The sequence below is a fragment of the Variovorax sp. CCNWLW186 genome (assembly GCF_037203865.1).
Taxonomy (GTDB): Bacteria; Pseudomonadota; Gammaproteobacteria; order Burkholderiales; family Burkholderiaceae_C; genus Variovorax.
The window spans coordinates 104,740-130,274 of sequence record NZ_JBBCBO010000007.1 but is presented as its reverse complement, the minus strand read 5'-3'; the positions used below and the strand labels follow the sequence as shown (position 1 = coordinate 130,274).

At 65.9% G+C, this 25,535-nt stretch carries 23 protein-coding genes; 14 read left to right on the top strand and 9 right to left on the bottom strand.

Going from position 1 to position 25,535, the window contains the following annotated elements; translation table 11 throughout:
• A complete protein-coding gene (locus V9K97_RS11080; RefSeq protein WP_337296950.1) occupies nt 1-837 on the top strand; it encodes a cytidylate kinase family protein in 837 nt (278 codons plus the stop codon).
• 25 nt (nt 838-862) lie between these two features.
• Here the strand turns inward: V9K97_RS11080 and V9K97_RS11075 are convergent, their stop codons facing one another.
• Nucleotides 863-1,471, bottom strand: a complete 609-nt coding sequence (locus tag V9K97_RS11075) for a Crp/Fnr family transcriptional regulator (RefSeq protein WP_015867259.1) — start codon at nt 1,469-1,471, stop codon at nt 863-865.
• Between the two features lie 156 nt (nt 1,472-1,627).
• Between V9K97_RS11075 and oxc the strand changes: the two genes are divergently transcribed.
• The 11 genes from oxc to V9K97_RS11020 all read left to right on the top strand — a co-directional run bounded on the left by oxc (nt 1,628) and on the right by V9K97_RS11020 (nt 13,860).
• Nucleotides 1,628-3,448: an oxalyl-CoA decarboxylase gene (gene oxc, locus V9K97_RS11070; protein ID WP_337318022.1), complete on the top strand. Its 1,821-nt coding sequence runs from the start codon at nt 1,628-1,630 to the stop codon at nt 3,446-3,448.
• 26 nt (nt 3,449-3,474) lie between these two features.
• The gene (frc, locus tag V9K97_RS11065) at nt 3,475-4,746 is read left to right on the top strand and encodes a formyl-CoA transferase (protein WP_337318020.1); all 1,272 of its coding nucleotides are present in this window, start codon (nt 3,475-3,477) and stop codon (nt 4,744-4,746) included.
• 71 nt (nt 4,747-4,817) lie between these two features.
• Nucleotides 4,818-5,255 (top strand): PAS domain-containing protein, encoded by a 438-nt coding sequence (locus V9K97_RS11060; protein WP_157615917.1) that lies wholly within the window; start codon nt 4,818-4,820, stop codon nt 5,253-5,255.
• Nucleotides 5,255-6,502, top strand: coding sequence for a formyl-CoA transferase (gene frc, locus V9K97_RS11055; RefSeq protein WP_258502370.1), 1,248 nt, complete (start codon nt 5,255-5,257; stop codon nt 6,500-6,502). Before V9K97_RS11060 ends, frc (V9K97_RS11055) begins: the two co-directional genes overlap by 1 nt.
• A gap of 160 nt (nt 6,503-6,662) precedes the next feature.
• Nucleotides 6,663-7,046, top strand: a complete 384-nt coding sequence (locus V9K97_RS11050) for a hypothetical protein (RefSeq protein WP_337318018.1) — start codon at nt 6,663-6,665, stop codon at nt 7,044-7,046.
• 7 nt (nt 7,047-7,053) lie between these two features.
• A complete protein-coding gene (gene sucC / locus V9K97_RS11045) occupies nt 7,054-8,226 on the top strand; it encodes an ADP-forming succinate--CoA ligase subunit beta (protein WP_337296946.1) in 1,173 nt (390 codons plus the stop codon).
• 348 nt (nt 8,227-8,574) lie between these two features.
• Nucleotides 8,575-9,474: a succinate--CoA ligase subunit alpha gene (gene sucD / locus V9K97_RS11040; protein ID WP_337318016.1), complete on the top strand. Its 900-nt coding sequence runs from the start codon at nt 8,575-8,577 to the stop codon at nt 9,472-9,474.
• A gap of 42 nt (nt 9,475-9,516) precedes the next feature.
• Entirely contained in the window at nt 9,517-10,302 is a 786-nt protein-coding gene (locus tag V9K97_RS11035; protein WP_337318014.1) for a fumarylacetoacetate hydrolase family protein, read from the top strand.
• 41 nt (nt 10,303-10,343) lie between these two features.
• Complete coding sequence (locus tag V9K97_RS11030; RefSeq protein WP_258502366.1) at nt 10,344-11,357, top strand: 2-dehydropantoate 2-reductase; 1,014 nt, start codon at nt 10,344-10,346, stop codon at nt 11,355-11,357.
• Between the two features lie 65 nt (nt 11,358-11,422).
• Nucleotides 11,423-12,838 carry a pyruvate kinase gene (gene pyk, locus V9K97_RS11025; protein WP_337318167.1) on the top strand — a complete coding sequence of 472 codons (1,416 nt, stop codon included), beginning with the start codon at nt 11,423-11,425 and terminating at the stop codon, nt 12,836-12,838.
• A 74-nt stretch (nt 12,839-12,912) separates the two neighbouring features.
• On the top strand, nt 12,913-13,860 hold the full coding sequence (locus V9K97_RS11020; RefSeq protein ID WP_337318012.1) for a LysR family transcriptional regulator: 948 nt from the start codon (nt 12,913-12,915) through the stop codon (nt 13,858-13,860).
• A gap of 21 nt (nt 13,861-13,881) precedes the next feature.
• Here V9K97_RS11020 and V9K97_RS11015 read toward each other — a convergent pair whose 3' ends face one another.
• Nucleotides 13,882-14,118, bottom strand: a complete 237-nt coding sequence (locus V9K97_RS11015; protein WP_258502363.1) for a hypothetical protein — start codon at nt 14,116-14,118, stop codon at nt 13,882-13,884.
• A gap of 120 nt (nt 14,119-14,238) precedes the next feature.
• Here V9K97_RS11015 and V9K97_RS11010 point away from each other — a divergent pair, with 120 nt between their 5' ends.
• Nucleotides 14,239-15,099, top strand: a complete 861-nt coding sequence (locus V9K97_RS11010) for a LysR family transcriptional regulator (protein ID WP_337318009.1) — start codon at nt 14,239-14,241, stop codon at nt 15,097-15,099.
• Here the strand turns inward: V9K97_RS11010 and V9K97_RS11005 are convergent.
• The 7 genes from V9K97_RS11005 to V9K97_RS10975 form a co-directional block, all read right to left on the bottom strand.
• Nucleotides 15,096-15,401: a hypothetical protein gene (locus tag V9K97_RS11005; RefSeq protein WP_126749353.1), complete on the bottom strand. Its 306-nt coding sequence runs from the start codon at nt 15,399-15,401 to the stop codon at nt 15,096-15,098. The two genes, V9K97_RS11010 and V9K97_RS11005, sit on opposite strands and share 4 nt — an antisense overlap.
• Nucleotides 15,402-15,478: 77 nt before the next feature.
• Entirely contained in the window at nt 15,479-19,582 is a 4,104-nt protein-coding gene (locus V9K97_RS11000) for a translocation/assembly module TamB domain-containing protein (protein ID WP_337318008.1), read from the bottom strand.
• Nucleotides 19,583-19,596: 14 nt separating this feature from the next.
• Nucleotides 19,597-21,534: an autotransporter assembly complex protein TamA gene (locus V9K97_RS10995; protein ID WP_337318006.1), complete on the bottom strand. Its 1,938-nt coding sequence runs from the start codon at nt 21,532-21,534 to the stop codon at nt 19,597-19,599.
• 72 nt (nt 21,535-21,606) lie between these two features.
• Complete coding sequence (locus tag V9K97_RS10990) at nt 21,607-22,794, bottom strand: vWA domain-containing protein (protein ID WP_157615892.1); 1,188 nt, start codon at nt 22,792-22,794, stop codon at nt 21,607-21,609.
• Nucleotides 22,795-22,822: 28 nt separating this feature from the next.
• Entirely contained in the window at nt 22,823-23,419 is a 597-nt protein-coding gene (locus tag V9K97_RS10985; protein WP_337318004.1) for a GNAT family N-acetyltransferase, read from the bottom strand.
• A gap of 29 nt (nt 23,420-23,448) precedes the next feature.
• Complete coding sequence (locus tag V9K97_RS10980) at nt 23,449-23,694, bottom strand: hypothetical protein (RefSeq protein ID WP_157615888.1); 246 nt, start codon at nt 23,692-23,694, stop codon at nt 23,449-23,451.
• A 61-nt stretch (nt 23,695-23,755) separates the two neighbouring features.
• Complete coding sequence (locus V9K97_RS10975; RefSeq protein ID WP_157615886.1) at nt 23,756-24,610, bottom strand: AAA family ATPase; 855 nt, start codon at nt 24,608-24,610, stop codon at nt 23,756-23,758.
• Between the two features lie 161 nt (nt 24,611-24,771).
• On the opposite strand from V9K97_RS10975, the gene V9K97_RS10970 reads away from it, so the two are divergent.
• A complete protein-coding gene (locus V9K97_RS10970; protein ID WP_258502355.1) occupies nt 24,772-25,467 on the top strand; it encodes a c-type cytochrome in 696 nt (231 codons plus the stop codon).
• Nucleotides 25,468-25,535: the final 68 nt, after the last annotated feature.

Sequence of the window (25,535 nt, the reverse complement as noted above, 5' to 3'; positions counted from 1 at the left end):
ATGCCAGTGATTGCACTCACCCAGGAGATGGGCTCCCTCGCCAAGGACGTGTCGCAGCGCCTTGCCGAGCAGCTCGGCCTCGAGATCATGCGCCACGAGACGATCGAGCGCGTGGCCGACCGCATGCAGGTGCCGACCAGCTTCATCGGCCGCCTGCGCGACGGCAAGGCCGGCTTTGTCGAACGGCTCACCGCCGACAAGCGCAGCCTCGCGCTCTACACGGCCGAAGAACTCTTTGCACTGGCGGACCGCGGCAACGTGGTGCTGCGCGGCTGGGGCGCCACCTGCCTGCTGCGGCCTGTGCCGCACGTGGTGTGCGTGCGCATTACCCGCTCGATGAAGAAGCGCGTCGAATGGCTGATGGCGCACCTGGAAACCGACGACGCCGAGTTTGCCGAGGCCGAGATCCGGCGCAGCGACGACGCGCACGCCGCGCGCATGCACGCGCAGTTCGGCGTGACATGGGGCGACCCGGTGCTTTACGACCTGGTGCTCAACACAGATCGCATTTCGGTGGACAGCTGCGTGGCGCAGATCCGCTCGCTGGTGGAGCGCCCGGAGTTTGCCGAAACACCGGCTTCGCGCGCGCTGCTGGCCAACATGACGCTTGCGGCGCGGGTGAAGTCGGCGCTGAAGGACAACGAGGCGACCAGCGACATCCGCGTGACCGTCGAGGCCGACCAGGGCAAGGTAAAGCTGAGCGGCATCGTTCTCAATGCGGAAGAACGCGCGCTTACGGAGGACGTGGCCTCCAAGGTGGGCGGCGTAAGCAGCGTGGACAACGCGCTGCGACTGATGACGGTTCCGCGCCGCTTCGCATCGTCCAAGCAGACCTGAATACCGCGCGCGACTGGGCGCCTGCCTAGATCTTTCCGCGCTTGCGCAGGCGGCTAAGGGTTTCTGCGGAGAGGTTGAGATACGACGCAAGCTCCTTGCTGGGAATGCGGTCTTCCAGCTCGGGGTGCTTGCGCATGAACCGGTGCACGCGCCCGGGTGCGTCGAGCAGGTGCAGGGTGATGGTGTGCGCCATGATTTCGCTCATGCCGCGCATCACGCAGTATTCGAACAGCTCCTTGGTCTCGGGGTGGCGGTCGAGGAACGCGATCCACTCCTTCAGCGGCAGGCTGGCCACCCGGGCCTTGGTGACGCACACGATGCCGTAAGGCGTGGGCGTGCCCAGGCGCAGGGCCGCATAGCTCGTTTCCATGTCGTGCGCATCGGCAAAGCGCAGGATCATTTCCTTGCCCTCGGGGTTGCTCACCACCCGCTTGAGGATGCCGTCGAGGATGAAGTACTGCTCCATCTCGCGCACGCCCTGGTGCAGCAGAAAGTCGCCCTTGTTGCCGTCCACGATGACGAGATGGGTTTCCAGCTCGGCGCGTTCGCTTTCGCTCAGGTCCTTGAGAAGGATGTTCTGCCGCAGCTGCGCGCGAATGATGTTTTTCTCCGGATGGTTTTCCAACAAAGTCATGGGTCCCGTCTTGCTCGAATTCGCAACAACAACTTCTGGTTCATCTGGCTGGTGCCGTTTTCCGGAAAGTTGACCGAGGTCAACGCCCGAAAGACATGCCCCGAATCATAGTCCCGGCTCGGGCCTCGGCCATTCACCCAAGCAAGAAGGAGAGACATGTCTTCAGTAAGAACGGATAAAGAGGCATCCACGACCCTCGACGACGCCCTCAAGCCAAAGAACAAGGCTGCCGAAGGCGACGCGGTCGTGCTCGCACTCAAGCAACCGCCGGAAGAGGCGCACGACAACACGATCGACGGCTTCCACCTAGTCATCGATGCGCTGAAGCTGAACGATATCGACACGATCTTCGGCTTGCCGGGCATCCCGATCACCGACCTGACGCGCATGGCGCAGGCAGAAGGCCTGCGCGTCATCTCGTTCCGCCACGAGCAGCATGCGGGCAATGCCGCGGCGGCTGCGGGCTTTCTCACGCAGAAGCCGGGCATCTGCCTCACGGTGTCCGCGCCGGGCTTCCTGAACGGCCTGACGGCGCTGGCCAACGCCACCACCAATTGCTTCCCGATGATTCTCATCAGCGGATCGAGCGAGCGCGAGATCGTCGACCTGCAGCAGGGCGACTACGAAGAGATGGACCAGCTGGCCATCGCCAAGCCGCTGTGCAAGGCCGCGTTCCGCGTGCTGCACGCCGAAGACATCGGCGTGGGCATTGCACGGGCCATCCGCTCGGCGGTGTCGGGCCGCCCGGGCGGCGTGTACCTCGACCTGCCGGCCAAGCTGTTCGCGCAGACCATGGACGCCGAGGCCGGCCGCAGGTCGCTCATCAAGGTGGTCGATCCGGCCCCACGCCAGATTCCGGCGCCCGATGCGGTGCAGCGCGCGCTCGACCTGCTCAAGGGCGCCAAGAAGCCGCTGATCCTGCTCGGCAAGGGTGCCGCCTATGCACAGGCCGACGCCGACATCCGCGCGCTGATCGAGAAGACCGGCATTCCCTACCTGCCGATGTCGATGGCCAAGGGCCTGTTGCCCGACACGCACGCGCAATCGGCCGCGGCGGCGCGCTCCTATGTGCTGCAAGAAGCCGACGTGGTGATGCTGGTGGGCGCGCGCCTCAACTGGCTGCTGTCGCACGGCAAGGGCAAGACCTGGGGCCAGGAGAAGGGCGCCAAGCAGTTCATCCAGATCGACATTGCGCCGACCGAGATCGACAGCAACGTGGCCATTGCCGCGCCGGTGATCGGCGACATCGGCTCCTGCGTGGCGGCGCTGCTCGCGGGCGTCGATGCCAAGTGGGCCAAGCCGCCGGCCGAATGGACCGGCGCCATTGCCGAGCGCAAGGACAAGAACCTGTCGAAGATGGCGGTGACGCTGGCCGCGCGGCCCTCGCCGATGAACTTCCACAGCGCGCTGAGCGTGATTCGCGACCAGGTGAAGGCCCGGCCCGACGCCATTGTGGTGAACGAGGGCGCCAACACGCTCGACTTCGCGCGCAGCATCGTCGACATGTACGAGCCGCGCAAGCGCCTGGACGTGGGCACGTGGGGAATCATGGGCATCGGCATGGGCTTTGCCGTGGCGGCCGCGGTGGTCACCGACAAGCCGGTGATTGCCATCGAAGGCGACAGCGCCTTCGGCTTCAGCGGCATGGAGGTGGAAACCATCTGCCGCTACAACCTCCCGATCTGCATCGTCGTGTTCAACAACAACGGCGTCTACCGCGGCACCGACGTGAACGCGAGCGGCACGCCCGACGTGGCGCCCACCGTGTTCGTGAAGAACGCGCGCTACGACAAGCTGATGGAAGCCTTCGGCGGCGTGGGCGTCAACGCCACCACCGCGGATGAACTGCAGAAGGCGCTGGCCGAAGCCGTCGCCTCCCGCCGTCCGACCCTGATCAACGCCGTCATCGACGAGACCGCCGGCACCGAAAGCGGCCGCATCACCAGTCTGAACCCCAGCACGGCGAAGAAGAAGTAACCCAGCATCATCAAGGAGAACCTCACATGAGCAACAAACCCCTCAACGGCATCAAGATCATCGACTTCACCCACGTGCAAGCCGGTCCGGCATGCACGCAGATGCTGGCCTGGTTCGGCGCCGACGTGATCAAGGTCGAGCGCCCGGGCGCCGGCGACGTCACGCGCAGCCAGCTGCGCGACATTCCGAATGTCGACGCGCTGTACTTCACCATGCTCAACAGCAACAAGCGCTCGATCACGCTGGACACCAAGAAGCCCGAAGGCAAGGCGGTGCTGGAGAAGCTGATCCGGGAATCAGACGTGCTGGTGGAAAACTTCGGCCCCGGCGCGCTCGACCGCATGGGCTTTACCTGGGCGCGCATCCAGGAACTGAACCCCAAGATGATCGTCGCCTCGGTCAAGGGCTTCAGCGACGGCCACCACTACGAAGACCTGAAGGTGTACGAGAACGTGGCGCAGTGCGCCGGCGGCGCCGCCTCCACTACCGGCTGGTGGAAGGGCGAAAACTCGGTGCCCACCATCTCGGCGGCCGCACTGGGCGATTCCAACACCGGCATGCACCTGGCCATCGGCATCCTGACGGCCATCATTGGCCGCCAGCAAACGGGCAAGGGCCAGAAGGTGGCCTGCTCGATGCAGGACGCCGTGCTCAACCTGTGCCGCGTGAAGATGCGCGACCAGCAGCGCCTGGACAGCGTGGGCTACCTGGAGGAATACCCCCAGTACCCGCACGAGATGGACGCCTTCAAGGACAAGGTGGTGCCGCGCGGCGGCAATGCCGGCGGCGGCGGCCAGCCGGGCTGGATTTTGAAGTGCAAGGGCTGGCAGACCGACCCCAACGCCTACATCTACTTCACGGTGCAGGGCCATGCCTGGGACCCGATCTGCGACGCGCTCGGCAAGCCCGAATGGAAGACCGACCCGGACTACATGACCCCCAAGGCCCGTCAGCCGCACATCGACCAGATCTTCGCGACCATCGAGGACTTCATCAAGGACAAGACCAAGTTCGAGGCGGTGGACATCTTCCGCAAGCACGACATTCCTTGCGCCCCGGTGCTGTCGATGAAGGAACTGCTGCACGACGAGTCGCTGCGCAAGAGCGGCTCCATCGTCGAAGTGCCGCACAAGGAGCGCGGTAGCTACTGGACCATCGGCAGCCCGATCAAGTTCTCGGACCTCAAGCCCGAGGTCACCGCCTCACCGCTCTTGGGCGAGCACACTGACGAAGTACTGGCCGAACTGGGCTACACCAAGGAACAGATCGCCAACCTGAAGGAAGCAAAAGCCGTGTAGCGGCTCCCCCGGCTTCGCCCGCTCCCACGGCGGGCGAAGCCGGGAATCGACATGAAGCGCCAGAGGTAAACATGCAAGCGAACGTTGATTTCAAGCAGCTCGTCGAAGGCGCCGGCGACGCGATCATGGTGTGCGATGCGAAAGGAGCGATCACGCTCTGGAACCGCGCCGCCGAGCGGATCTTCGGCTTTACCGAAGCCGAGGCACTGGGCCAGTCGCTCGACATGATCATTCCCCAGCGGCAGCGCCAGCGCCACTGGGACGGTTACCACAAGACCATGGAAACCGGCATCACCAAGTACGGAGCCGACCTGCTGCGCGTACCCGCGCTGCACAAGGACGGGCACACGCTGTCGATCGCCTTCACGGTGTCGATGCTGTTCTCGGAGGATCGCGAGGTCACGGGCATCGTTGCCATCGTGCGAGACGAAACCGCCCGCTTTGCCGAAGAGCGTAAATTGCGCGCTCGACTGCAAGAAGCAGAGACCACGATCAAAGGAGACAGCTGATGAGCAAGGCACTTGAGGGCGTTCGCATTCTCGACTTCACCCATGTCCAGTCCGGCCCCACCTGCACCCAGCTGCTGGCGTGGTTCGGCGCCGACGTGATCAAGGTGGAGCGCGCCGGCGAAGGCGACGCAACGCGCGCACAGCTGCGCGACATTCCCGGTGTGGACAGCCTCTACTTCACTATGCTGAACCACAACAAGCGCTCGATCACGCTGGACACCAAGAAGCCCAAGGGCAAGCAGGTGCTCGACTCGCTGATCAAGACGTGCGACGTGCTGGTGGAAAACTTCGCACCCGGCGCGCTCGACCGCATGGGCATTACCTGGGCCCACATCCAGGAGCTGAACCCGCGCATGATCGTGGCCTCGGTCAAGGGCTTCGGCCCCGGCAAGTACGAGCACTGCAAGGTGTACGAGAACGTGGCGCAGTGCGCAGGCGGGGCGGCATCGACCACGGGCTTCGAAGACGGACCGCCGGTGGTCACGGGCGCGCAGATCGGCGACAGCGGCACCGGCCTGCACCTGGCGCTGGGCATTGTGGCGGCGCTTTACCAGCGCAACAACACGGGCCGCGGCCAGCAGGTGCTCGCGCCCATGCAGGACGCGGTGCTGAACCTCTGCCGCGTGAAGATGCGCGACCAGCAGCGGCTGGAGCGCACCGGCACCATGCACGAGTACCCGCAGTACCCCGACGGCAAGTTCGGCGACGCGGTGCCGCGCGCGGGCAATGCATCGGGCGGCGGCCAGCCGGGCTCCATTCTCAAGTGCAAGGGCTGGGAGACCGACCCCAACGCGTACATCTACTTCATCACTCAGGGTGCGGTGTGGCCGGCTGTGTGCAAGGTCATCGGCGAAGAAGGCTGGATTACCGACGAGGCCTATGCCACGCCGGCGGCGCGCCTGCTGCACCTGAAGCCGATCTTCGCGCGCATCGAGCAATGGACCATGACCAAGACCAAGTTCGAGGCCATGGACATCCTCAACCAGTACGACATTCCGTGCGGGCCGATTCTTTCGATGAAGGAAATCGCCGCCGACGAGTCGCTGCGCGAGACCGGCACCATCGTCGAGGTGGACCACCCCACCCGCGGCAAGTACCTGACGGTGGGCAACCCGATCAAGATGTCCGACAGCCCGACCGAAGTGACGCGCTCGCCGCTTCTCGGCGAGCACACCGAAGAAGTGCTGACGCAGCTCGGCTATACGGCGGGCGACGTTGCGGCGCTGCGCGCCGAGGGCGTGATCTGAGCTTGAGCTGAAGAAACGCTGTTTTTGAAGGCCGGAAGAATTGCGGGTGCAAATTCACCCGCTTCGGGAATTCACGGCCATCTATGTATAACTTATCGCGAATGCATTCAATAAAATAGTTTAACTATTATTTATCGATCATCGAATCTACATTTTGATCATGCCGACACGCAAAACATTTGCCGCACGGCGTTCAATTTCTAGGAGAAATTTCATGATCGATGATTTGCCGGTTCAATATTGGAGCAGTGAAACGGAGCGCAATGCCTACAACGCAGCGTTCTACGAATTGGGGTTCCGCTGGCATTGGGATCGCGAAATCTACTGCCAGCTGCTGCGCCACAGCCAGGACGGCATCGAGCGTGTGTGCAATTACCTGGCCGACCACCAGCCGCATCTTTTGCGCGCCTACGACGCCAAATTTCTGGCTGAAGTGATCGAGCAGAAGAAGGAAGAGCATCAAAAGCGGGAGCTCGAAGCCGGCGCCATGAAAAAGCGCTATTTCAATTGGGCCGAAAGCCGCGGCGCCGAACTCGGCGCCTGAAATTGCCATGAATATCCACGAATACCAAGGCAAGGACGTATTGCGCAAATACGGCGTGCCCACGCCGCGTGGATATGCATGCTTTTCGCCCGACGAGGCAGCCGATGCCGCCACGCGGCTCGGTGGCCGGGCCTGGGTGGTCAAGGCGCAGATTCATGCCGGCGGCCGCGGCAAGGGCGGCGGTGTCCGGCTGGCCTGGTCGGCAGCCGAAGTGCGGCGCCACGCCGACGAGTTGCTGGGCATGACCTTGAGAACGCACCAGACCGGCCCCGAAGGCCGCCTGGTCAAGCGCCTGCTGGTCGAGGAGAGCGTCGAGATCGAGAAGGAGTTCTATCTCGGCATGGTGGTCGACCGGGAGTCGCGCCGCGTCGCGCTGATGGCGTCGAGCGAAGGCGGCATGGACATCGAAGAGGTTGCGGCGCGCACGCCGGAAAAAATCCGCAAGCTGTTCATCGACCCCGCCACGGGCGTGAAGGCGGCCGAGGCCGACGGCCTGGCACGCGACATCGGCTTTTCCGGAAAGGCGATGCTGCAGGTGCGCACGCTGGTGCAAAGCCTCTACCAGGCCTTCGACGCCTGCGATGCATCGCAGGCCGAGATCAACCCGCTGGTGCTGACACGCGACGGCCGCGTGATGGCGCTGGATGCCAAGTTCAACTTCGATCCCAACGCGCTCTTCCGCCAACCCGAGATCGCCGCGATGCGCGACTTCGACGAGGAAGACCCGGCCGAGGTGGAAGCTTCGAAGTTCGACCTTTCCTACATTCCGCTCGAAGGCGACATCGGTTGCCTGGTGAACGGTGCAGGCCTGGCGATGGCCACGATGGACGCGATCAAGCTCTACGGCGGATCGCCGGCCAATTTTCTCGACGTGGGCGGCGGCGCCACGGCCGAGAAGGTGACGGAAGCCTTCAAGCTGATGCTGCGCAACTCGAATCTGCGGGCCATCCTGGTCAACATCTTCGGCGGCATCATGAAGTGCGACGTGATTGCGCGCGGCATCATCGCCGCGGCGCGCGAGGTCGATCTATCGGTGCCACTGGTGGTGCGCATGAAGGGCACCAACGAAACCCTGGGGCGAACCATCCTCGGGCAATCGGGGCTTCCGATCATTTCTGCCAACGACATGGCGGATGCGGCCCAGACGGTTGTGGCTGCGGCTCGTAGGGGGGCTCGATGAAGGGTCGCTGCTTGATTTGCCGGGTCGTGCGTTCAGGGCGGCGCACCCGTCGACGGGGTACCTTTCTCCGCGAATGTCCCCCGGGGCTGCGCCCCTCCTCCTTTATTTCGCTGCGCAAGGCACCCCATCGACGTGTGCGTGATGAACGTCGGTCGTTGATCGGCTGTACACCAGCAGCGTGCCCAAGTGCACAGGGCATCGGGTGCTCCGCGCAGCGAAATAAAGGAGGAGGGCGAAGCCCGGGGGGACATTCGCGGAGGGGAGTACCCGGTGGCCTTTGCACCCGCCCTGAACAACAGCGCTAAAGAACAACAGCCGCCCCAAGAACAAGAGACGGAGAGCTGAGACATGTCGATCCTGATCAACAAGCACACCCGCGTGATCACCCAAGGTATCACCGGCAAGACAGGACAGTTCCACACCGCCATGTGCCGCGACTACGGCCACGGCCAGAAGTGCTTCGTCGCCGGAGTCAATCCCAACAAGGCAGGCAAGTCATTCGACGGCATCCCGGTGTTCGGCACCGTAAAAGAAGCCAAGGCCGAGACCGGTGCCACCGTGTCGGTCATCTACGTGCCGCCACCCTTCGCGGCTGCTGCCATCGACGAGGCTGTGGACGCCGGCCTCGACCTCGTTGTATGCATCACCGAAGGCATTCCGGTGCGCGACATGATTCGCACACGCCACCGCATGGAGGGTAGCAAGACCTTGCTGCTCGGCCCCAATTGCCCCGGCCTCATCACGCCCGACGAAATCAAGATCGGCATCATGCCCGGCCACATTCACCAGAAGGGCCGCATCGGCGTCGTGTCGCGCTCGGGCACGCTCACCTACGAGGCCGCGAGCCAGCTTGCGAGCTTCGGCATCGGGCAGTCGACCGTGGTCGGCATCGGCGGCGATCCGGTCGGCGGGCTGCGGCACATCGACGTGCTGAAGATGTTCAACGACGATCCTCGCACCGACGCCGTGATCATGGTTGGTGAAATTGGCGGCAACGACGAAGAGATCTGCGCGCGCTGGATCAAGGACCACATGCAAAAGCCTGTGGTCGGCTTCATTGCCGGCGCCAGCGCACCGCCCGGCAAACGCATGGGTCATGCAGGCGCCATCGTCTCCGGCGGCAAGGGAACCGCGCAGGAAAAGCTCGCGGTGATGAAGGAGTGCGGCATTCACGTGACCGACAACCCCGCCGAAATGGGCAAGCTGCTCGCGTCGCTCGTGGTCCCAGACTACCTGCCTTTCGACTGAGCCCTGCAAAACCACTCCAACAGAAACCAAGGAAGGCACGACATGCAGCAGCAAGCACAGCAACAACAGCGATGGGTCCGTTTCGAGCACGGCGGTGAAACCGGCTTCGGCACGCTCGACGGCGACACCGTGCACGAGCACCGCGGCAACATGTTCGAGCGCCCAGAGCCCACCGGCCGTGTGTTCGTGCTTTCCGGCGTGCGGCTGCTCACGCCCACCGAGCCCACCAAGGTCATCGCGTTGTGGAACAACTTTCACGCGCTCGGCGAAAAGCTCCAACTGCCGGTGCCTGCGGAGCCGCTCTACCTGCTGAAGTCGCCCAACTCCTACCTCTCGCCCGGCGCGGACATCCGCAAGCCCTTGTGCGACGGCAAGGTGGTGTTCGAGGGCGAGCTCGGCATCGTCATCGGCGAGACCTGCACCGCGGTGCCGGAGGCCGAGGCGCTTGGCCATGTGTTCGGCTACACCTGCGCCAACGACGTAACGGTGGCAGACATACTGAATCGCGATGCTTCCTTCGCACAGTGGGTGCGCGCCAAGGGCTTCGACACCTTCTGCCCGATGGGCCCGGTGGTGGCCACCGGCCTCGACCCCGCCACGCTGACCGTAACCACGCTGCTCAACGGCGAGGTGCGGCAGAACTACCCGATCAGCGACATGCGCTTTTCGGTCCAGCAACTCGTCAGCCTGATCTCCCTCGACATGACGCTGTACCCCGGCGACGTGATCCTGTGCGGCACTTCCATCGGCGTCGGTTCGATGAAGCCCGGCAGCCTTGTCGAGGTGGAGATCGGCGGCATCGGCAGGCTCGGCAACCGCTTCGGCTGATGCCTGCCCGCGCGCAAAGAATCAACAACTTGGGGATCGACATGAAGATAGCAGTCATCGGAGCGGGCGCCATTGGCGGCCTGGTGGGCGCCAAGCTCGCCCTGGCCGGCGAGGACGTGACGTTCATCGTGCGCGGAAAGAATCTCGACGCCATTGCCACCAACGGCTTCAAGCTCATCGGGGCCGATGGCACCGAGCAGGTGGCGCTGAATGCAAAAGCGACAGACCGCTACGACCAGGCGGGTCCGCAGGACATCGTCATCCTGGCGATGAAGGCGCACCAGGTGGAGGCCGTGGCGAACGACGTTCCCAAGCTGTTCGGGCCCGAGACCGTCGTGGTCACCATGCAGAACGGCATTCCCTTCTGGTACTTCCACAACCATGGCGGGGCATTGGCGGGCACGCCCGTGCGCAGTGTCGACCCCACGGGCGTGGTGGCCGCAAAGATTCCCGCCGAGCGCGTGATCGGCTGCGTGGTGTACCCGGCGTCGGAGCTGATTGCGCCGGGCGTGGTGAAGCACATCGAGGGCGACCGCTTTCCCGTCGGCGAGCTTGACGGCTCTTCTAGCGAGCGCGTCAGCCGCGTTTCGGCGTGCCTTACCGCGGCAGGCTTCAAGGCGCCGGTGCTCGACAACATCCGCTCTGAAATCTGGCTGAAGCTCTGGGGCAACCTGACCTTCAATCCGATCAGCAGCCTTTCGCACTCCACGCTGGTCGACATCTGCCAGTACCCCCCGTCGCGCGAACTGGCCGCCGCGATGATGCAGGAGGCGCAGGCCGTGGCCCACAAGCTCGACATCGAGTTTCGCGTGACGCTCGACAAGCGCATTGCCGGTGCCGAGAAGGTGGGCAAGCACAAGACATCGATGCTGCAGGACGTCGAGGCAGGGCGCGCGCCCGAGATCGATGCATTGGTGGGCGCGGTGGTCGAACTGGCGCGGCTCACCGAAACCCCCACGCCGCACATCGACACCGTGTATGCGCTCGTCAAATTGCTGGCGCGTACCATGGAAGAGCAGCGCGGCCGGGTTTGTCTTCAAGAGATGGCCGGCTAGCACCACTGGGGCTGGGCGATTTTGCGCAGCATGTGTGCGCTGTGATCAATGAAATGGAACGGATGATGCGACGTACACGCAGCGCGAAGATCGTGGCCACGCTGGGCCCTGCCACCACCGACGAGCCGGCCATTCGTGCCCTGTTCGAACGCGGTGTGGATGTGTTCCGGCTCAACTTCAGCCACGGCACGCAGCATGACCATGCGCGCCGGCTCGACACCATCCGCCGGCTCGAGGCGGAGTTTGGCCGGCCCATCGGCGTGCTGCTCGACCTGCAAGGGCCGAAGCTGCGGCTGGGCACGTTCGAAGGCGGACGCGCGCAGCTCGACGCGGGCGCGCGCTTCCGGCTTGACATGGACAAGACCAGCGGCCACGCAGGACGCGCGCCGCTGCTGCACCCGGAGATTTTTGCGGCGCTGCAGGTCGGCACCGAGCTGCTGCTCGACGACGGCAAGCTGCGGCTGCGCGTGGACAGCTACGGCGCCGACTTTGCCGAAACCACGGTGCTCGTCGGCGGGCCGATCTCGGACCGCAAGGGCGTCAACGTACCGAGCGTTCTGCTGCCCATCTCGCCGCTCACGCCCAAGGACCTCGACGACCTGGCCTGCGGCCTTGCAATGGGCGTGGACTGGGTGGCGCTTTCGTTCGTGCAGCGCCCCGAAGACATCGAAGAGGCGCGCGCCATCATCGGCACGCGCGCATGGATCATGGCCAAGCTCGAGAAGCCCGCGGCCATCGACCACCTGGATGCGATCGTGGATCTGTGCGACGGCGTCATGGTGGCGCGCGGCGACCTCGGCGTGGAGCTGCCGCCCGAGCGCGTGCCCGAGCTGCAGCGCCTCATCGTGCGCGCCTGCCGCAAGCGCGGCAAGCCGGTGGTGGTGGCCACGCAAATGCTCGAATCGATGATTGCCGCACCGGTGCCCACGCGCGCCGAAGTGTCCGACGTTGCAACCGCGGTCTACGACGGCGTGGACGCGGTCATGCTGTCGGCCGAATCCGCTTCGGGCAAGTATCCGCTCGAGGCCGTGGCCATGATGGACCGCATCATCTCGCGCGTGGAGGCCGATGCGTCCTACCGAATCGGCATCGACGCCACGCACGAGGCGTCGCTCTCGACCACGGCCGATGCGGTGTGCGCGTCGATGCGCCAGGTGGCCGCACTGCTCGCGCCTGCCGCGACTGCAACGTATACCTCGTCGGGCTTTACCAGCCTGCGCGCCGCGCGCGAGCGGCCGGCCGTTCCCATTTTGAGCTTGACGCCGGACATTGCAACGGCCCGGCGCATGGCGATGGTGTGGGGCGTGCATGCGGTGCAGGTCGACGACGTGCACGATGTGGCCGAGATGATCGAGTGCGCCTGCCGCGTGGCGTGCACCGAAGGCTTTGCAAGCACAGGCAGCGATGTTGTGGTCGTGGCCGGTCTGCCGTTCGGGCTTTCAGGAACGACGAACCTGCTGCACGTGGCGCGGATTCCCTGAGGCCTTCTCGATAGCGGCCGGGTGCGCAGTACGATGCCAGCCCGACCGCTGCTGCAGCAGCCATCTTTTTCCGAATGAAGCACGCGACCCTGCGCCAGTTGAAAGTCTTCGAAGCGGTGGCGCGCCTGCTGAGCTTTTCGCGTGCCGCGGAAGAACTGCACCTCACGCAGCCCGCCGTCTCCACCCAGGTGCGCAAGCTAGAAGAACATGCGGGCAACGCGCTCTTCGAGCAGTTCGGCAAGAAGATCTACCTGACCCCCGCGGGCACCGAGCTGCTGCAGATCAGCCGCGCGATCATCCAGCAGTTCGAGGCGGCCGAGAACGCAATGCTGCAGTTCAACGGCGTCTCGGGCGGCAAGCTCAACGTGGGCGTGATCAGCGCGGGCGACTACTTCTTTCCGCGCCTTCTGGTCGAGTTTGCGAGCCGGCACCGCGGCGTGACGCTCAACTTCACGGTGCACAACCGCGAAGGGCTCATGACCCACATTGCGGAGAACCTGACCGACCTGGCGATCATGGTGCGGCCCCCGACCGACCTGGACACCGTCAACCAGCCGTTCGCGCCGCATCCCTACGTGATTGTTGCGGCGCCCAACCATCCGCTGGTGGGCGTGCCCAGAATCCCGCTCGACCGGCTGATGCGCGAGCCCTTCGTGGTGCGCGAGAAGGCCTCCGACACCTGGCATTCGATGGAAGAGGGCTTTGGCGGCGACCTGAGCGGCATCAACATTGCCATGGAAATACGCAGCACCGAAACCATCAAACAGGCGGTGATCGCGGGCATGGGCGTGAGCTTTGTCTCGGCTCACACCATCAGCCAGGAAACCCGCGCGGGCAGCCTGCGCGTGCTCGATGTGCAGGGCTTTCCGCTGATGCTCAACTGGTACGTGGTGCACCGGCGCGCCAAGCGCCTGCCGCCGGTGGCGCAAGCCTTCAAGGACTTTCTGCTCGCCGACGGGCCGACGCTCATTTCGCAGATCGTGCCGTTCGAGTCGGCGTTGCAGGACGCGCGGCCTGCCTGAGACCGTGCGGCCGCTGGCGGGTTAGCGCAGGCCGATGCGCGAGGCGCGCGAGCGCAGCGCTTCGGCTTGCACCGGATCGGTGGCTTCGATGTTGTCCGCCGCAACTTGCAGCGAACGCATCTGCTCCACCTCGCCGATGATCTTGTTCGGGCTCAGCAGGGCCTCGGCGAGCATCAGCGCTTCGTCGACAAGCGCCTTGAACGCATCGGCAAAGCTCTCGGAAGCGGCAGCATGGAACGGTTGGCGAAGGGTTGGCATTCGGAAGCTCCTTGGTTGCTTTTTGGATGCCCCGATCTTCCGGCTGCGTTCGCATCAAGTAAAACGATATTAATTGCCATTTGAATGCAAAAATAATGCATTGAAACTGGAGGCGCCGAGATGGACATCAGCCTGGCCCGGACCTTTCTCGCGATCGTGGACACGCGCAGCTTCCAGCGAGCCGCCGAGCGGCTGCACGTGACGCAAACCTCGGTGAGCGCGCGTGTGCGCACGCTCGAAGAGCTGCTGGGCCGGCCCCTCTTCGTGCGCAACAAGGCCGGCGCGGTGCTCACCGCGGCAGGCGAGCAGTTCTTGCCGCACGCCACGACGCTGGTGCAGGTGTGGGAGCGCGCACGCCATCAGGTGGCGGTGCCCAGCGGCAGCCGCGCCGTGCTCGCCATCGGCTGCGAGATCAGCCTGTGGGACCCGCTGCTGCTGCAATGGCTGCTGTGGATGCGCACCGCCGCGCCCCACCTGGCCATTCGCACCGAGGTCGGCTTTCCGCACGACCTGCTCGACAAGGTGGCGGCCGGCGTGCTCGACATTGCCATTGCCTATGCACCGCAGCAGCGGCCCGGCCTGCGCGTGGAACTGCTCATCGAAGAAAAGCTGGTCATGGTCACCACCGCGCAGCGCCCGCGCGTGCCCAAGCCTGCAGACTATGTGTACGTGGACTGGGGCCCGGAGTTCGCGGCGCAGCACGGCCTCGCGTTTCCGGAGCTCTCGAATGCGGCGGTGATGGCGGGGCTGGGGCCGCTCGGCCGCGAGTATTTGCTGGCCGCTGGCGGCACGGGCTACTTCAGGCACGACGTGGTGCGCAGCCATCTCGAATCGGGCCGGCTGCGCCGCGTGCCCAACACGCCGGAGTTTCTGTACCCGGCCTATGCGGTGTATGCGGTGGGCGCGGATGCAGCCATCGTGGATCCCGCCCTGGCGGGCCTCAGGCAGGTGGTGAAGACCAAACCTGCCAATACGGACTAGGTGGGCGTGAGCGTGTGCCTTGCGTGCTCCACGCGCTCTTCGTGTGATTGGAGCAGCGACTCGTAGTAAAGGCACAGCGGCATGGCGATGAACACCATGCCGGCCACGTAGACGATCAGGCCCATCAGCGGAAAGTCATCGCCGCCCCAGTAGGGGATGGACGCCACCGCGGCGCCCGCCGCAATGGCGGCAATCACGCAGCGGAGTGCGTTGCGCAAGAACGTGGTTCGCGAGTACCCAGGGGGGTCGTACTTCTGACGGTCCAGCCGGGAACACTCGCCCTTGTCTCCATCATCGTGCATCGTCGTTCCTTGTATTGGAGGGCGCAGATGATTCTTATCCCTGGCGATTGCCGCGGTCAAGGCGGCAGACCCGGACCTCAGTCGTACTTCAGCGTGTAGATCAGGTCGAGCCCGCTCGTCTGGCCGGCCTGCCCGCGCAACGTGAGCCGCTGCGTCAGGTCGTAGAAGATGAAAAGGGTGCCGAAGGTGCCGCCCACGCTGCGCTCGTAGGTGAGGTAGAAATCCTTCGACAGCCGCTTGCCGAGCGTCACGGCCGACTCGCGCAGGTCGCCGCCGTTGCCCGGCCCCTTGAAGCCGAGTTCGTCCAGGCCGAAGCGGCTGGCCAGGCTGCCGCCGCTGCCGCTCTTGCTGACATGGCCGATCAACGCGAGAGCCGCTTGCTGCAGCAGCGCCGATTCGCCGCCGCTGGTGGCCGAGGCGCGGCCCAGCACCACCCACGAAAGGGTTTCCGCATCCGACAGCGCGGGCTCGGAATAGAGCTTGACGCGCGGCGACTGCGCGGTGCCCGTGATCTGCACGCCGGCACGCTGCGAGATGTTGGGCCGGATGGCGAGGATGTCGAGCGACGGATTGTCGAACGGGCCGTTGAAGCGCGCGAGGCCTGTTTCCACATCGAGCTGCTGTCCGTAGGCGCGGTACTGGCCCTTGACGGTCCTGACCTCGCCGGTGATGCGCGGCGGCGCATTGAGCCGGTTGCTGCGGATTTCCAGATCGCCTTCGAGCCGCGTCGTGATGCCGCGGCCCTGCACCGCGAAGTCGTCGCCCAGGTCGAAGTTCACCACGATGTCGGGCGGCTTCGCCGTCTGCGGCTTGGCGGCCTGCGCCTCGTTGCGCGCGACATCGCGCTGGGCCTGCTCGGCCGCCTCGCGGTCCTTGGCGGCGGAGCGCACGACCACGTCGGAGCCCAGGCTGGGTGCGGTCTCGTCGGGCAGGATGATCACGGCGCGGTCGGTCTTGAGCTTGCCGCGCACGTTGAACTGGCCGTTGTCGAGCCGCGCCTGCAGGTTGCCCGAGAGCGTGACTTGCCGATCGGTGCGCACCAGCACGCGCAGCGCGCGCAGGTCGGCCTGCAGGGCCATGCGGATGCCCGTGCTCGACGAACTGGCCGCGCCCCAGCCGATGTCGCCGCGCGCGGTGAGCGAGCCGCCGTCGGTGCCAGCTTCGCTGGCCGCCGTGCTGCGGTTGCCGCTCTGGCCCGCAATGCGCGCGGTGCTGCCGGCGCCGCCCTTCAGCGTGAATTCGGTGATCTCGATGCGCTCGCCCGTGAGCGAGGCGCGCAGGCGGCCGTCGCGCAGGTCCAGCCCTTCGACCGGCGCGCGCAGCGCAAGCTTGTCGGCGCCGAGCGTGCCGTTCCAGCGCGGTGCCGCGCGGTTGCCCGCCAGGACAGCGTCCGCATCCAGCGTGCCGGCCACGCGCCAGCCGGGCGGCGCGAGCATCGACCACACGCCGAGGTTGGGCAGCGTGGCCTTGATGTTGCCGGCCAGCGGCGCATCGGCTGCCCATTGCCAGCCGTCCGCGCGCTGCTGCATGCGCGTGTTCAGTTCGGCATTGATCTTTCCGGCGCGCTCGCTGTCCCACGCCAGGGTGGCGCGCACGGCCTGGCCTTGCGCATCGAGCCGCAGCTCGGCCTGGCGCAGGCCGGCGGGCGTGCTGGGTGCCTCCGCGCCGGCGGTGGCGGAGTTCATCGTGCGCTCGCTGGCCGTGCCGGTGCCGCGGCTGGTGATGCGCGTGACCAAGGCCGCTTCGCCGGCCTGCACGCGGATGTCGCCGCTCTGGCGCGCGAGCCGCGCGTGCGCGCGCAGCGTGTCGCCGGCATCGATGTCCCAGTCGCCGTCGAACATCAGGTCGCCGCTCACGCCCAGTTCATTGAAGGTGGTGCTGGCGCCGAAAGCCTCGGCCCATGCCATCGGCAGGCCCTGCAGCTTGCCCTTCGACTGCACGCGAAAAGCCTGGTTGGGCCCCGCGCCGCTGCGGGTGAAGCGCAGCGGCTGCCATTCGATGCGAACGGTGCCGGGCGCCGGGCCGCGCAGCGTGGCGTCGGCCGCGGAGGCTTCCAGGTCGAGCCGGCTGGTGGTGCCGCTTCCGCTGGTCCTGATGGTGGCGGTGACTTCGCGGCCGAGCTCCACGGTCCACGGTGCGGCGGTGGTGCCCGCGGTGTTGACCCGCGCGCTGTCCTGGGCCTGCAGCCGCAGGCTGGCAAGGGCAGCGCGCCAATGGTTGGGGCCCGCAATGCCGCCGCTCGCGCGGGCGTCGAGCGTGAGCCTTTGCGTGCCGGTGGTGGCTTCGCCCTGCAGCGCGAGCGCGGCCTGCGCCAGGCTGCCGTCGAGGGTGGCACGCACGTCCTTCAATTGAACCGCGGTGGCTGCCGCATTGGCATTGGCATTGGCGTTGGCCGCCGGCATGTGCAGATCGAGGCGCGGCACGCCCAGAGTGGCCTTGAGGCTGGGTTCCACCGCGCCGCGCTGGGCCGGCGCACCGGGGTTCTCGAGCCGTCGCTGAATGGTCTGCCAGCCGCCCTGCCAGCTGGCGTCCAGCCGCGCGGAGCCCTTGGCCGTCTTGCCGGCGAACACGTTCGCCATTTTGGGCAGGCCTTCGATCCAGCGCTGCACCGCGTCGGCATCGTCGATGCGTGCCTTGATGTCGCCGCCGCCCTGCGACGGTGCGATGCGGCCTTCGAGCTGCGCACCGCCGCCCGGCAACGCCAGGTCGAGCTTGCCGCTCGCGGCCTGCTCGGCCACGCGCACCTGCAGCTTGCCTGCGATGCTGGCGCCTTCAGCCTCCAGGCGCAGCGTGCGCAGGTCGAGCACCTGGTTCTTCCATTGGCCCTGCGCAAGCGCGCGGTCCAGGCCGAAGCCGGGCATCGCCTTGCTGCCGGCGCCGCCTTCGGCCCGCAGTGCCAGGTCGAAGCCGATGGTGTCTTCGCGCTGCTGCGCCGTCGCCGTGCCGCTGATGGGCGCGCCCGACAGCTCGTTGTGCAGCAGGCCGGCGCGCACGCCGCGCACCGTGGCGCGCACTTGCCATGGCGCGGGGGCGGGGCTCCAGCGGCCCTCCGCTTCGATGCGGCCGCCGCCTGCGCGCACCACGGCATTGGGAATGGTCCAGTTGGTGCCGTCGAAGCCCACGCGCGCTTCCAACTGCTCGAGTGGCAGCGTGCCCTTGTCCCAGGGCCCGGGCACCGCATTGCGGATGCTGGCCGAGGCCTGCCAGGCCGATGCGCCGGTGGCCACGTCGGGCTGCAGCTCGACCGTGCCGGTCAGGCGCGTGCGCGGTGCGCCGGGCCACAGGGCGGCCGCATCCACGTTGCGCAGGTCGGCCTTGGCGTCGATGACGGGCTGCGGCAGCCACGGTGCGATGTCGGCCTGCAGCTTCGCTTCCATCGGGTCTTCCGCGGCGGGCGCGGCCGGCTTCAGTTCGGCGGCGACTTGCAGCCGCGCATCGGTGCCGGCAAGCGTGCCCTTGATGGCCGCTTGCGCCAGCACGTCGATGCTGCGTCCTTCTGCCAGCGGTGCCTTCACGCGGCCGTTCAGCGTGGCGTCGATCGCCATGGGCGCGGGGCCCTGCAGCTTCACGCGCGCGCTGTAGTGGCCTTCGGCAATGTCGACGCCCTTGACCTCCAGCTGATGCTCGGCGCCGGTATAGCGATAGCTGCCCGCGAGCTGGTTGGCCTGGAGCGCGGGCGGGCCGCTCCACTGCAGTTGGTCGATGCGAAACGGCACGTCGACCTCGATGGGTAGCGCGAGCTGCTCGAGCGGCTCGGTGGGCGTGTCGCTCGGCGGGCCGCGCTTTTCGATGACGAGCCGCGCCGCGTGCACTTCGCCGAGTTGCAGCTTGCGCTTGAAGAGTGGCGCGAGCTGCCAGCCGATGTCCGCCTCGTGCACCTCCACAGCCAATTTCTCGCTTTGCCAGCGCAGCCAGCCGATGCGCCCACCGGTGCGTAGCGAGCCCGTGACGTCGCGGCTTTCGAGCGTCTGGCCGGCGGGCAGGTAGCGCGCGGCCTTGGCAAGCGCGAATGCCAGCGACTGGTTGGAGCCGAGCCACCACCAGGTACCCGCGCCCAGCACGAGCACCAGCGCGAGCAGGCCCGCGGCGGTCCAGCCCAGCCCACGCAGCACCCGGCGCGTGCGCGAGCGCCGTGCGCGCGGCGCTGCCTTGTCGGGCTGGGGTTCGGCGTCTGTCTGCATCCGTGCGTGCTGGGTCAAAAGGTAAAGCCCAGGCGGAAGTGAAGGCGGAACTTCTTCGTGTCCACGCCGTAGGCAAGGTCGGCCTGCACCGGCCCCACGGGGCTGCGCCAGCGCGCACCCACGCCCACGCCAACCTTGGGCTTGAGTTCTCCGGGCTTGTCGGCGACCGCACCCGCGTCGACGAAGACGGTGCTTTCCCACTCGGTGAGCTTGTCGTTGTAGACGAAGGGCCGCTGCCATTCGAGGCTCATCACGCCGAGGTAGCGGCCTGCCACGATTTGCCCGTCGCTGCGCACGGTGCCGATCTGGCGGTAGCTGTAGCCGCGCACCGTGGTGTCGCCGCCGGTCAGGAACATCAGCGTGGAAGGGATCTGTGCGCTTTCCTTGGCCGACACAGCACCGGCTTCGGCGCGCAGCTGGAGCCGACTGCGGCGCGCGAGCGTGGCGGCGTCCTGTCCGTTTCCAAAGCCCAGCGGCAGCACGCCCAGCCAGCGCGCATAGGTGCGCGTGAAAGGCACTTGTTCGCCCGTCAGCGTGTAGCCTGCGGCAAGCTCGAGCGCCAGGCCGTAGCCGCGCGTGGGCGCGGCGTTGTCGTCGAAGTAGCGGCCGGTCCAGCCCCAGTTGGCAGTGACGGCGGAGGCGGAGGGCGGGGCGTTGGTGCCGCGGTTCTGCGCGTAGTCGTACTGCAGGAAGTAGCTGCGGTCGATGTGGCCGCTCGACTTGTTGCGCCCGCTGCGCACGCGGCCGCTGTCGACCACATAGCTGCCCGAGGTTTCGCTCTTGAGTTCGGCGCCGGCAAACCAGCGCCAGCCGGTGTCGTCGGGAATGCCATTCCATTCCGTGCCCAGCGACTTGATGTCCCGGTCGACCGACAGGCGCGACACCGCGCGCCAGCCGAGCAGCGGCAGGCGGTTGTGGATGTGGTCCACCGACAGCCGCGGACCGTTGTCGGTGGTGAAGCCGGCGCCCAGCACCACCTTCTGCATGGGGGCTTCGCGCAACTGCGCGATCACGGGGGCGGCCAGCGGCGTGCCGCTTTCGGTGTCGAGCGTGAGAAACACCGAGTCGTAGTAACCGCTGCTGGCCAGGCGCTGCTGGGCATCGAGCAGCTTCTGCTGGTCGTAGTCGGTGCCGGTGGGAAGCTGCGCGATGCGGCGCGCGCCGTCGGCGTCGTAGCGCTCGACGCCCCGCAGCACGAGCGGGCCGAAGCGGTAGGCCGGCCCCGATTGGTAGGTGACGCTGAGCCGCACCTCCTGCCGGTCGGCATCGACCTCGGCGCGGCTCACCTCGATGCTGCCGGTGGGAAAGCGCTTGGCGGTGAGGCTGCGCAAGGCGGTGTTCTTGGCGTTGTCCCAGCCCTGCTGCGTGAAGGGTTGGCCGGCCCGCAGCGCCCAGGCGGTGCGTATCGAATCGCGCTGGGCTTCGGCGGTGGGGTCGCTGGCAATCTGGCCGCCGTAGCTGATCTGCACCGTGCTCACGCGGGTGAGCTCGCCGGGCGCCACGGTAATGACGATCTCGCGCGGGGCCTTGGTGCTGGCCGGCGTTTCGTTGAGCTCCAGCGTCAGCGTGGGCGTGAAGTAGCCCAGCGTGCCGAGCAGTTCGCGGGCATTGGCTTCCGCCGCCACCATGAGCCGCGAGATCTCGGTGGCGCCCAGGTCGTCGAGCGTGCGGTAGCGCTGGATGTCCAGGTGCAGCGAGAGGTATTCGCGCACCGCGGCGGGCCCGCGAACATCTACGGTGAAGGCATCGCGCCGGCCGCGCTTCTCGCCTTCCTTGGTGCCTTCATCAGCGGCTGTAGCCGCGGTGTCGCCGTTGCGCACCAGCACGGGGGAGGGGGTGTCCTTGGCTGCGTCTTTCTTGGGCAGCAGACTGCACCCCTGCAAAAGCAGGACGCCGCAAAAAAGCAAAGCCGGCAACCACGCCGGCGCAAAGACTGGAACCACCCTGAACATGGGCGGATTTTGACAGCAAGGCGAGCGGGCTTTGGAAGCATCCGGAAACAGGTCGGCCCCACCCACGCGGGCTTACTTCGAAAGCATTCGCATTGCTTCTTCGAGGCCCCGCAGCGTGAGCGGGTACATGCGGTTGGACATGAGCTGCTGCATCACCGCAATGCTCTGGCGGTATTGCCACACGCCTTGCGGCTCGGGGTTGATCCAGGCGAACTTCGGAAACGCGTGCGTCAGGCGCTGGATCCACTCGGCGCCGGCTTCCTCGTTGTTGTATTCGACGCTGCCGCCGGGCTGCAGGATTTCGTACGGGCTCATGGTCGCGTCGCCGACGAAGATGAGCTTGTAGTCCTTGTTGTACTTGCGCAGGATGTCCCAGGTTGCGAACTTCTCGGAGAAGCGGCGCTTGTTGTTCTTCCACATGAAGTCGTACACGCAGTTGTGGAAGTAATAGAACTCCAGGTGCTTGAACTCCGTCTTCACGGCCGAGAACAGCTCTTCCACGCGCTGGATGTGCTCGTCCATGGTGCCGCCCACGTCCATCAGCAGCAGCACCTTCACGTTGTTGTGGCGCTCCGGCCGCATCTTGATGTCGAGGTAGCCCGCATTGGCCGCGGTGGAGTGGATGGTGTCGTCCAGGTCCAGCTCTTCGTCGTGGCCTTCGCGCGCAAACTTGCGCAGGCGCCGCAGCGCCACCTTGATGTTGCGCGTGCCCAGCTCCTGGCTGTCGTCGTAGTCCTTGTAGGCGCGCTGGTCCCACACCTTCACCGCGCTCTTGTTCTTGCCTGCGCCGCCGATGCGAATGCCCTGGGGGTTGTAGCCGCCGTGGCCGAAGGGCGAGGTGCCGCCGGTGCCGATCCACTTGTTGCCGCCCTCGTGGCGCTCTTTCTGCTCTTCGAAGCGCTTCTTGAGCGTTTCCATGAGCTCGTCCCAGCCCATCTTCTCGATCTTGGCTTTTTCTTCGGCGGTGAATTCGCGCTCCAGCGTCTTGCGCAGCCAGTCGAGCGGCACTTCCTTGGTGAAGTCGGCCAGCATTTCCACGCCCTTGAAGTAGGCGGCAAAGGCGCGGTCGAACTTGTCGTAGTGCTTCTCGTCCTTGACGAGCGCGGTGCGCGAGAGATAGTAGAAGTCGTCGATGCCGTAGGCGCCGTCGGAATTGGGCCCCACCACATCGGCCTGCAGCGCCTCGAGCAGCGTGAGGTATTCCTTGACCGACACCGGCAGCTTGGCCGAGCGCAGGGTGTAGAAGAAATCGATCAGCATGGCGGGCTTTTCTTTCCTTGAACTTCGTTCAGCTTCGCGGCTTGTCGAGCAGGTAGAGCAGCTGGGCCTTCACCTCGGGCCACTCGCCCGAGCGCAGGCTGTACATGACCGTGTCGCGGATCGTGCCGTCGCGGCGCATGGCGTGACCGCGAATCACGCCGTCTTTCTTGGCGCCGAGCCGCTCGATGGCTTGCTGCGAAGCGAAGTTGAAATTGTCGGTGCGCCAGCCCACCACGTTGCAGCCGAGGGTATCGAAGGCATGCGTCAGCATGAGCAGCTTGCAGGTGGTGTTGACGTGCGTGCGCTGGCAGCGCTTGGCATACCACGTGTAGCCGATCTCCACCCGCTTCACGGCCGGCAGGATGTCGTGAAAGCTGGTGCTGCCGAGCACGGTGCCGGTTTCGGCCTCGGTCACGGCAAAGGCAAAGCGGTGGCCGGCTTCGCGCCCCTGCAAGGCGGCTTCGATGTAGGCGCGGGTTTCGTGCGGCTCGGGCACGGAGGTGATGCGCAGCTTCCAGAGCTCGCCGTCGGCCGCGGCGGCGCGCAGGCCCTCTTCATGGTCGAGCGACAGCGGCACCAGGGCCAGGTCGCGCGCCTTCAGCGTGACAGGTTCGACGAACGCCATCTTGCAGACACCCTTCTCGATTGAATTTTTCAGCGCTGCGGCTTGCCGTACTTGCGGTCGTACCACGCGCGCGCCAGTTGCACGCCGCCGCCGCCACCCAGGCCGATCAGCAGAATGCCGAAGATCTCGCGGTTGCCGTAGCCGTTGGCGCCGAAGGCGTCGAGGCCCAGCTGGAGGCCGATCCAGCGGCCGAGCAGTGCACCGGCCACGAACAGCACGGCCTGCGCCACGCCCAACTTGAGCAGCTGGCCGACGGGATGCGGCTGCTGGCTCACAAGAAAACCTCCGTGCTTCGCACTGCGGTGCGAGTCCCCTTCGGAGCGGCCGGGCGGGGACTCATCGGTTGTTCCGCTGCATGAAGACGAGCTTCTCGAACAGCGTCACGTCCTGCTCGTTCTTGAGCAGCGCGCCCACCAGGGGCGGCACCGCAACCTTGTCGTCCTTGCTTTGCAGGGCTTCGAGCGGAATGTCCTCGGCCACCAGCAGCTTGAGCCAGTCGAGCAGCTCCGACGTGGAGGGCTTCTTCTTCAGGCCCGGCAGGTTGCGCACGTCGTAGAAGGTCTTCATCGCGGCCGTGAGCAGCTCTTGCTTCAGGCCGGGGAAGTGCACGGCGACGATGTGCTTCATCGTCTCGGCATCGGGGAATTTGATGTAGTGGAAGAAGCAGCGGCGCAGGAAGGCGTCGGGCAGCTCCTTCTCGTTGTTGGAGGTGATGAACACCACCGGCCGGTGCTTGGCGCGGATGAGTTCGCGCGTTTCGTAGCAGTAGAACTCCATGCGGTCGATTTCTCGCAGCAGGTCGTTCGGAAACTCGATGTCGGCCTTGTCGATCTCGTCGATGAGAAGCGCCACCGGCTGGTCGGCCGTGAAGGCCTGCCAGAGCACGCCCTTGACGATGTAATTCTGGATGTCCTTGACGCGCTCGCCGCCGTCCACGTCCTTGAGTTGCGAGTCGCGCAGGCGGCTCACCGCGTCGTATTCATACAGGCCCTGCTGCGCCTTGGTGGTCGACTTGATGTGCCACTGCAGGAGCGGCAGCCCGAGCGATTCGGCCACTTCCTCCGCCAGCATGGTCTTGCCGGTGCCGGGCTCGCCCTTGACGAGCAGCGGGCGCTTGAGGGTGATGGCGGCATTGACGGCCAGCATCAGGTCCTGGGTGGCAACGTAATTGTCTGAGCCCTTGAATTTCATGAGTGAACGGGAAGCAAGTGGAGGAGGCAGGGTGGAGAAAAGAACACACTCGATTCGCTTCGCGCAACCTCTTGGGCGGCTTGCCGGGGTCTTGGAAGACCCTTGCATATAATCGAATGTTGATTCGAAAAACTGTATCTCCACGAGATTGTGCGCGCAAAATGAACAAGTTGTTGACCACGATGTTTGCCTTCGCTGTCGCTTGCGTGACGGTCTCGGCGCAAGCCCAGCAAGTCACGGGCAAGGCCCAGGACGGTTCCAAGAAGGTGGCAATGTGCGTGGGCTGCCACGGCATCATTGGCTACCAGGCCAGCTTTCCGGAGATCCACAAGGTACCGATGATTGCCGGCCAGAGCGCCAGCTACATCTCTGCCGCGCTCACCGCCTACAAGGGCGGCGACCGCAAGCACCCCACCATGCGCGCCATTGCCGACAGCCTGAGCGAGCAGGACATTGCCGACATTGCCGCCTACTACAGCCAGTTGGGCCTGAAGGAAGGCGACGCGCCCCCGGCCGCCACGGCCAAGCCCATGCCTGAGAACATCCAGGCCCTGGTGTCCCGCGACAAGGACAACAGCTGCACCAAGTGCCACGGCGCCAACTTCAACACGCCGAACGACGGCACGGTGCCCAAGCTGGCTGGCCAGCATGCCGATTACCTCTTCGTCGCGCTCAAGTCGTACCGCGTCAAGAACAACCTGCACCTGGGCCGTTCGAACGCGGTCATGGCGCAGCAGGTCGAGCCCAAGAAGTTCACCAACGCCGAACTCAAGACGCTCGCCAACTACATCAGCACGCTGCCGGGCGAACTCAAGACGGTGCCTGAATCGCGCCTGCACCGCAGCGGCGGCGAGTAACCAGCCAAGGCCCCGGCAGCAACGCAGAGTTGCCTGCCGCGCACGAGAAAAAGCCCGCTTCGAGCGGG

Bases quoted from the DNA above. Each gene is read 5' to 3' on its own strand.
- V9K97_RS11080 (WP_337296950.1), top strand. From the start codon at position 1: ATGCCAGTGATTGCACTCACCCAGGAGATGGGCTCCCTCGCCAAGGAC.
- V9K97_RS11075 (WP_015867259.1), bottom strand. From the start codon at position 1,471: ATGACTTTGTTGGAAAACCATCCGGAGAAAAACATCATTCGCGCGCAG.
- oxc (WP_337318022.1), top strand. From the start codon at position 1,628: ATGTCTTCAGTAAGAACGGATAAAGAGGCATCCACGACCCTCGACGAC.
- frc (WP_337318020.1), top strand. From the start codon at position 3,475: ATGAGCAACAAACCCCTCAACGGCATCAAGATCATCGACTTCACCCAC.
- V9K97_RS11060 (WP_157615917.1), top strand. From the start codon at position 4,818: ATGCAAGCGAACGTTGATTTCAAGCAGCTCGTCGAAGGCGCCGGCGAC.
- frc (WP_258502370.1), top strand. From the start codon at position 5,255: ATGAGCAAGGCACTTGAGGGCGTTCGCATTCTCGACTTCACCCATGTC.
- V9K97_RS11050 (WP_337318018.1), top strand. From the start codon at position 6,663: ATGCCGACACGCAAAACATTTGCCGCACGGCGTTCAATTTCTAGGAGA.
- sucC (WP_337296946.1), top strand. From the start codon at position 7,054: ATGAATATCCACGAATACCAAGGCAAGGACGTATTGCGCAAATACGGC.
- sucD (WP_337318016.1), top strand. From the start codon at position 8,575: ATGTCGATCCTGATCAACAAGCACACCCGCGTGATCACCCAAGGTATC.
- V9K97_RS11035 (WP_337318014.1), top strand. From the start codon at position 9,517: ATGCAGCAGCAAGCACAGCAACAACAGCGATGGGTCCGTTTCGAGCAC.
- V9K97_RS11030 (WP_258502366.1), top strand. From the start codon at position 10,344: ATGAAGATAGCAGTCATCGGAGCGGGCGCCATTGGCGGCCTGGTGGGC.
- pyk (WP_337318167.1), top strand. From the start codon at position 11,423: ATGCGACGTACACGCAGCGCGAAGATCGTGGCCACGCTGGGCCCTGCC.
- V9K97_RS11020 (WP_337318012.1), top strand. From the start codon at position 12,913: ATGAAGCACGCGACCCTGCGCCAGTTGAAAGTCTTCGAAGCGGTGGCG.
- V9K97_RS11015 (WP_258502363.1), bottom strand. From the start codon at position 14,118: ATGCCAACCCTTCGCCAACCGTTCCATGCTGCCGCTTCCGAGAGCTTT.
- V9K97_RS11010 (WP_337318009.1), top strand. From the start codon at position 14,239: ATGGACATCAGCCTGGCCCGGACCTTTCTCGCGATCGTGGACACGCGC.
- V9K97_RS11005 (WP_126749353.1), bottom strand. From the start codon at position 15,401: ATGCACGATGATGGAGACAAGGGCGAGTGTTCCCGGCTGGACCGTCAG.
- V9K97_RS11000 (WP_337318008.1), bottom strand. From the start codon at position 19,582: ATGCAGACAGACGCCGAACCCCAGCCCGACAAGGCAGCGCCGCGCGCA.
- V9K97_RS10995 (WP_337318006.1), bottom strand. From the start codon at position 21,534: ATGTTCAGGGTGGTTCCAGTCTTTGCGCCGGCGTGGTTGCCGGCTTTG.
- V9K97_RS10990 (WP_157615892.1), bottom strand. From the start codon at position 22,794: ATGCTGATCGATTTCTTCTACACCCTGCGCTCGGCCAAGCTGCCGGTG.
- V9K97_RS10985 (WP_337318004.1), bottom strand. From the start codon at position 23,419: ATGGCGTTCGTCGAACCTGTCACGCTGAAGGCGCGCGACCTGGCCCTG.
- V9K97_RS10975 (WP_157615886.1), bottom strand. From the start codon at position 24,610: ATGAAATTCAAGGGCTCAGACAATTACGTTGCCACCCAGGACCTGATG.
- V9K97_RS10970 (WP_258502355.1), top strand. From the start codon at position 24,772: ATGAACAAGTTGTTGACCACGATGTTTGCCTTCGCTGTCGCTTGCGTG.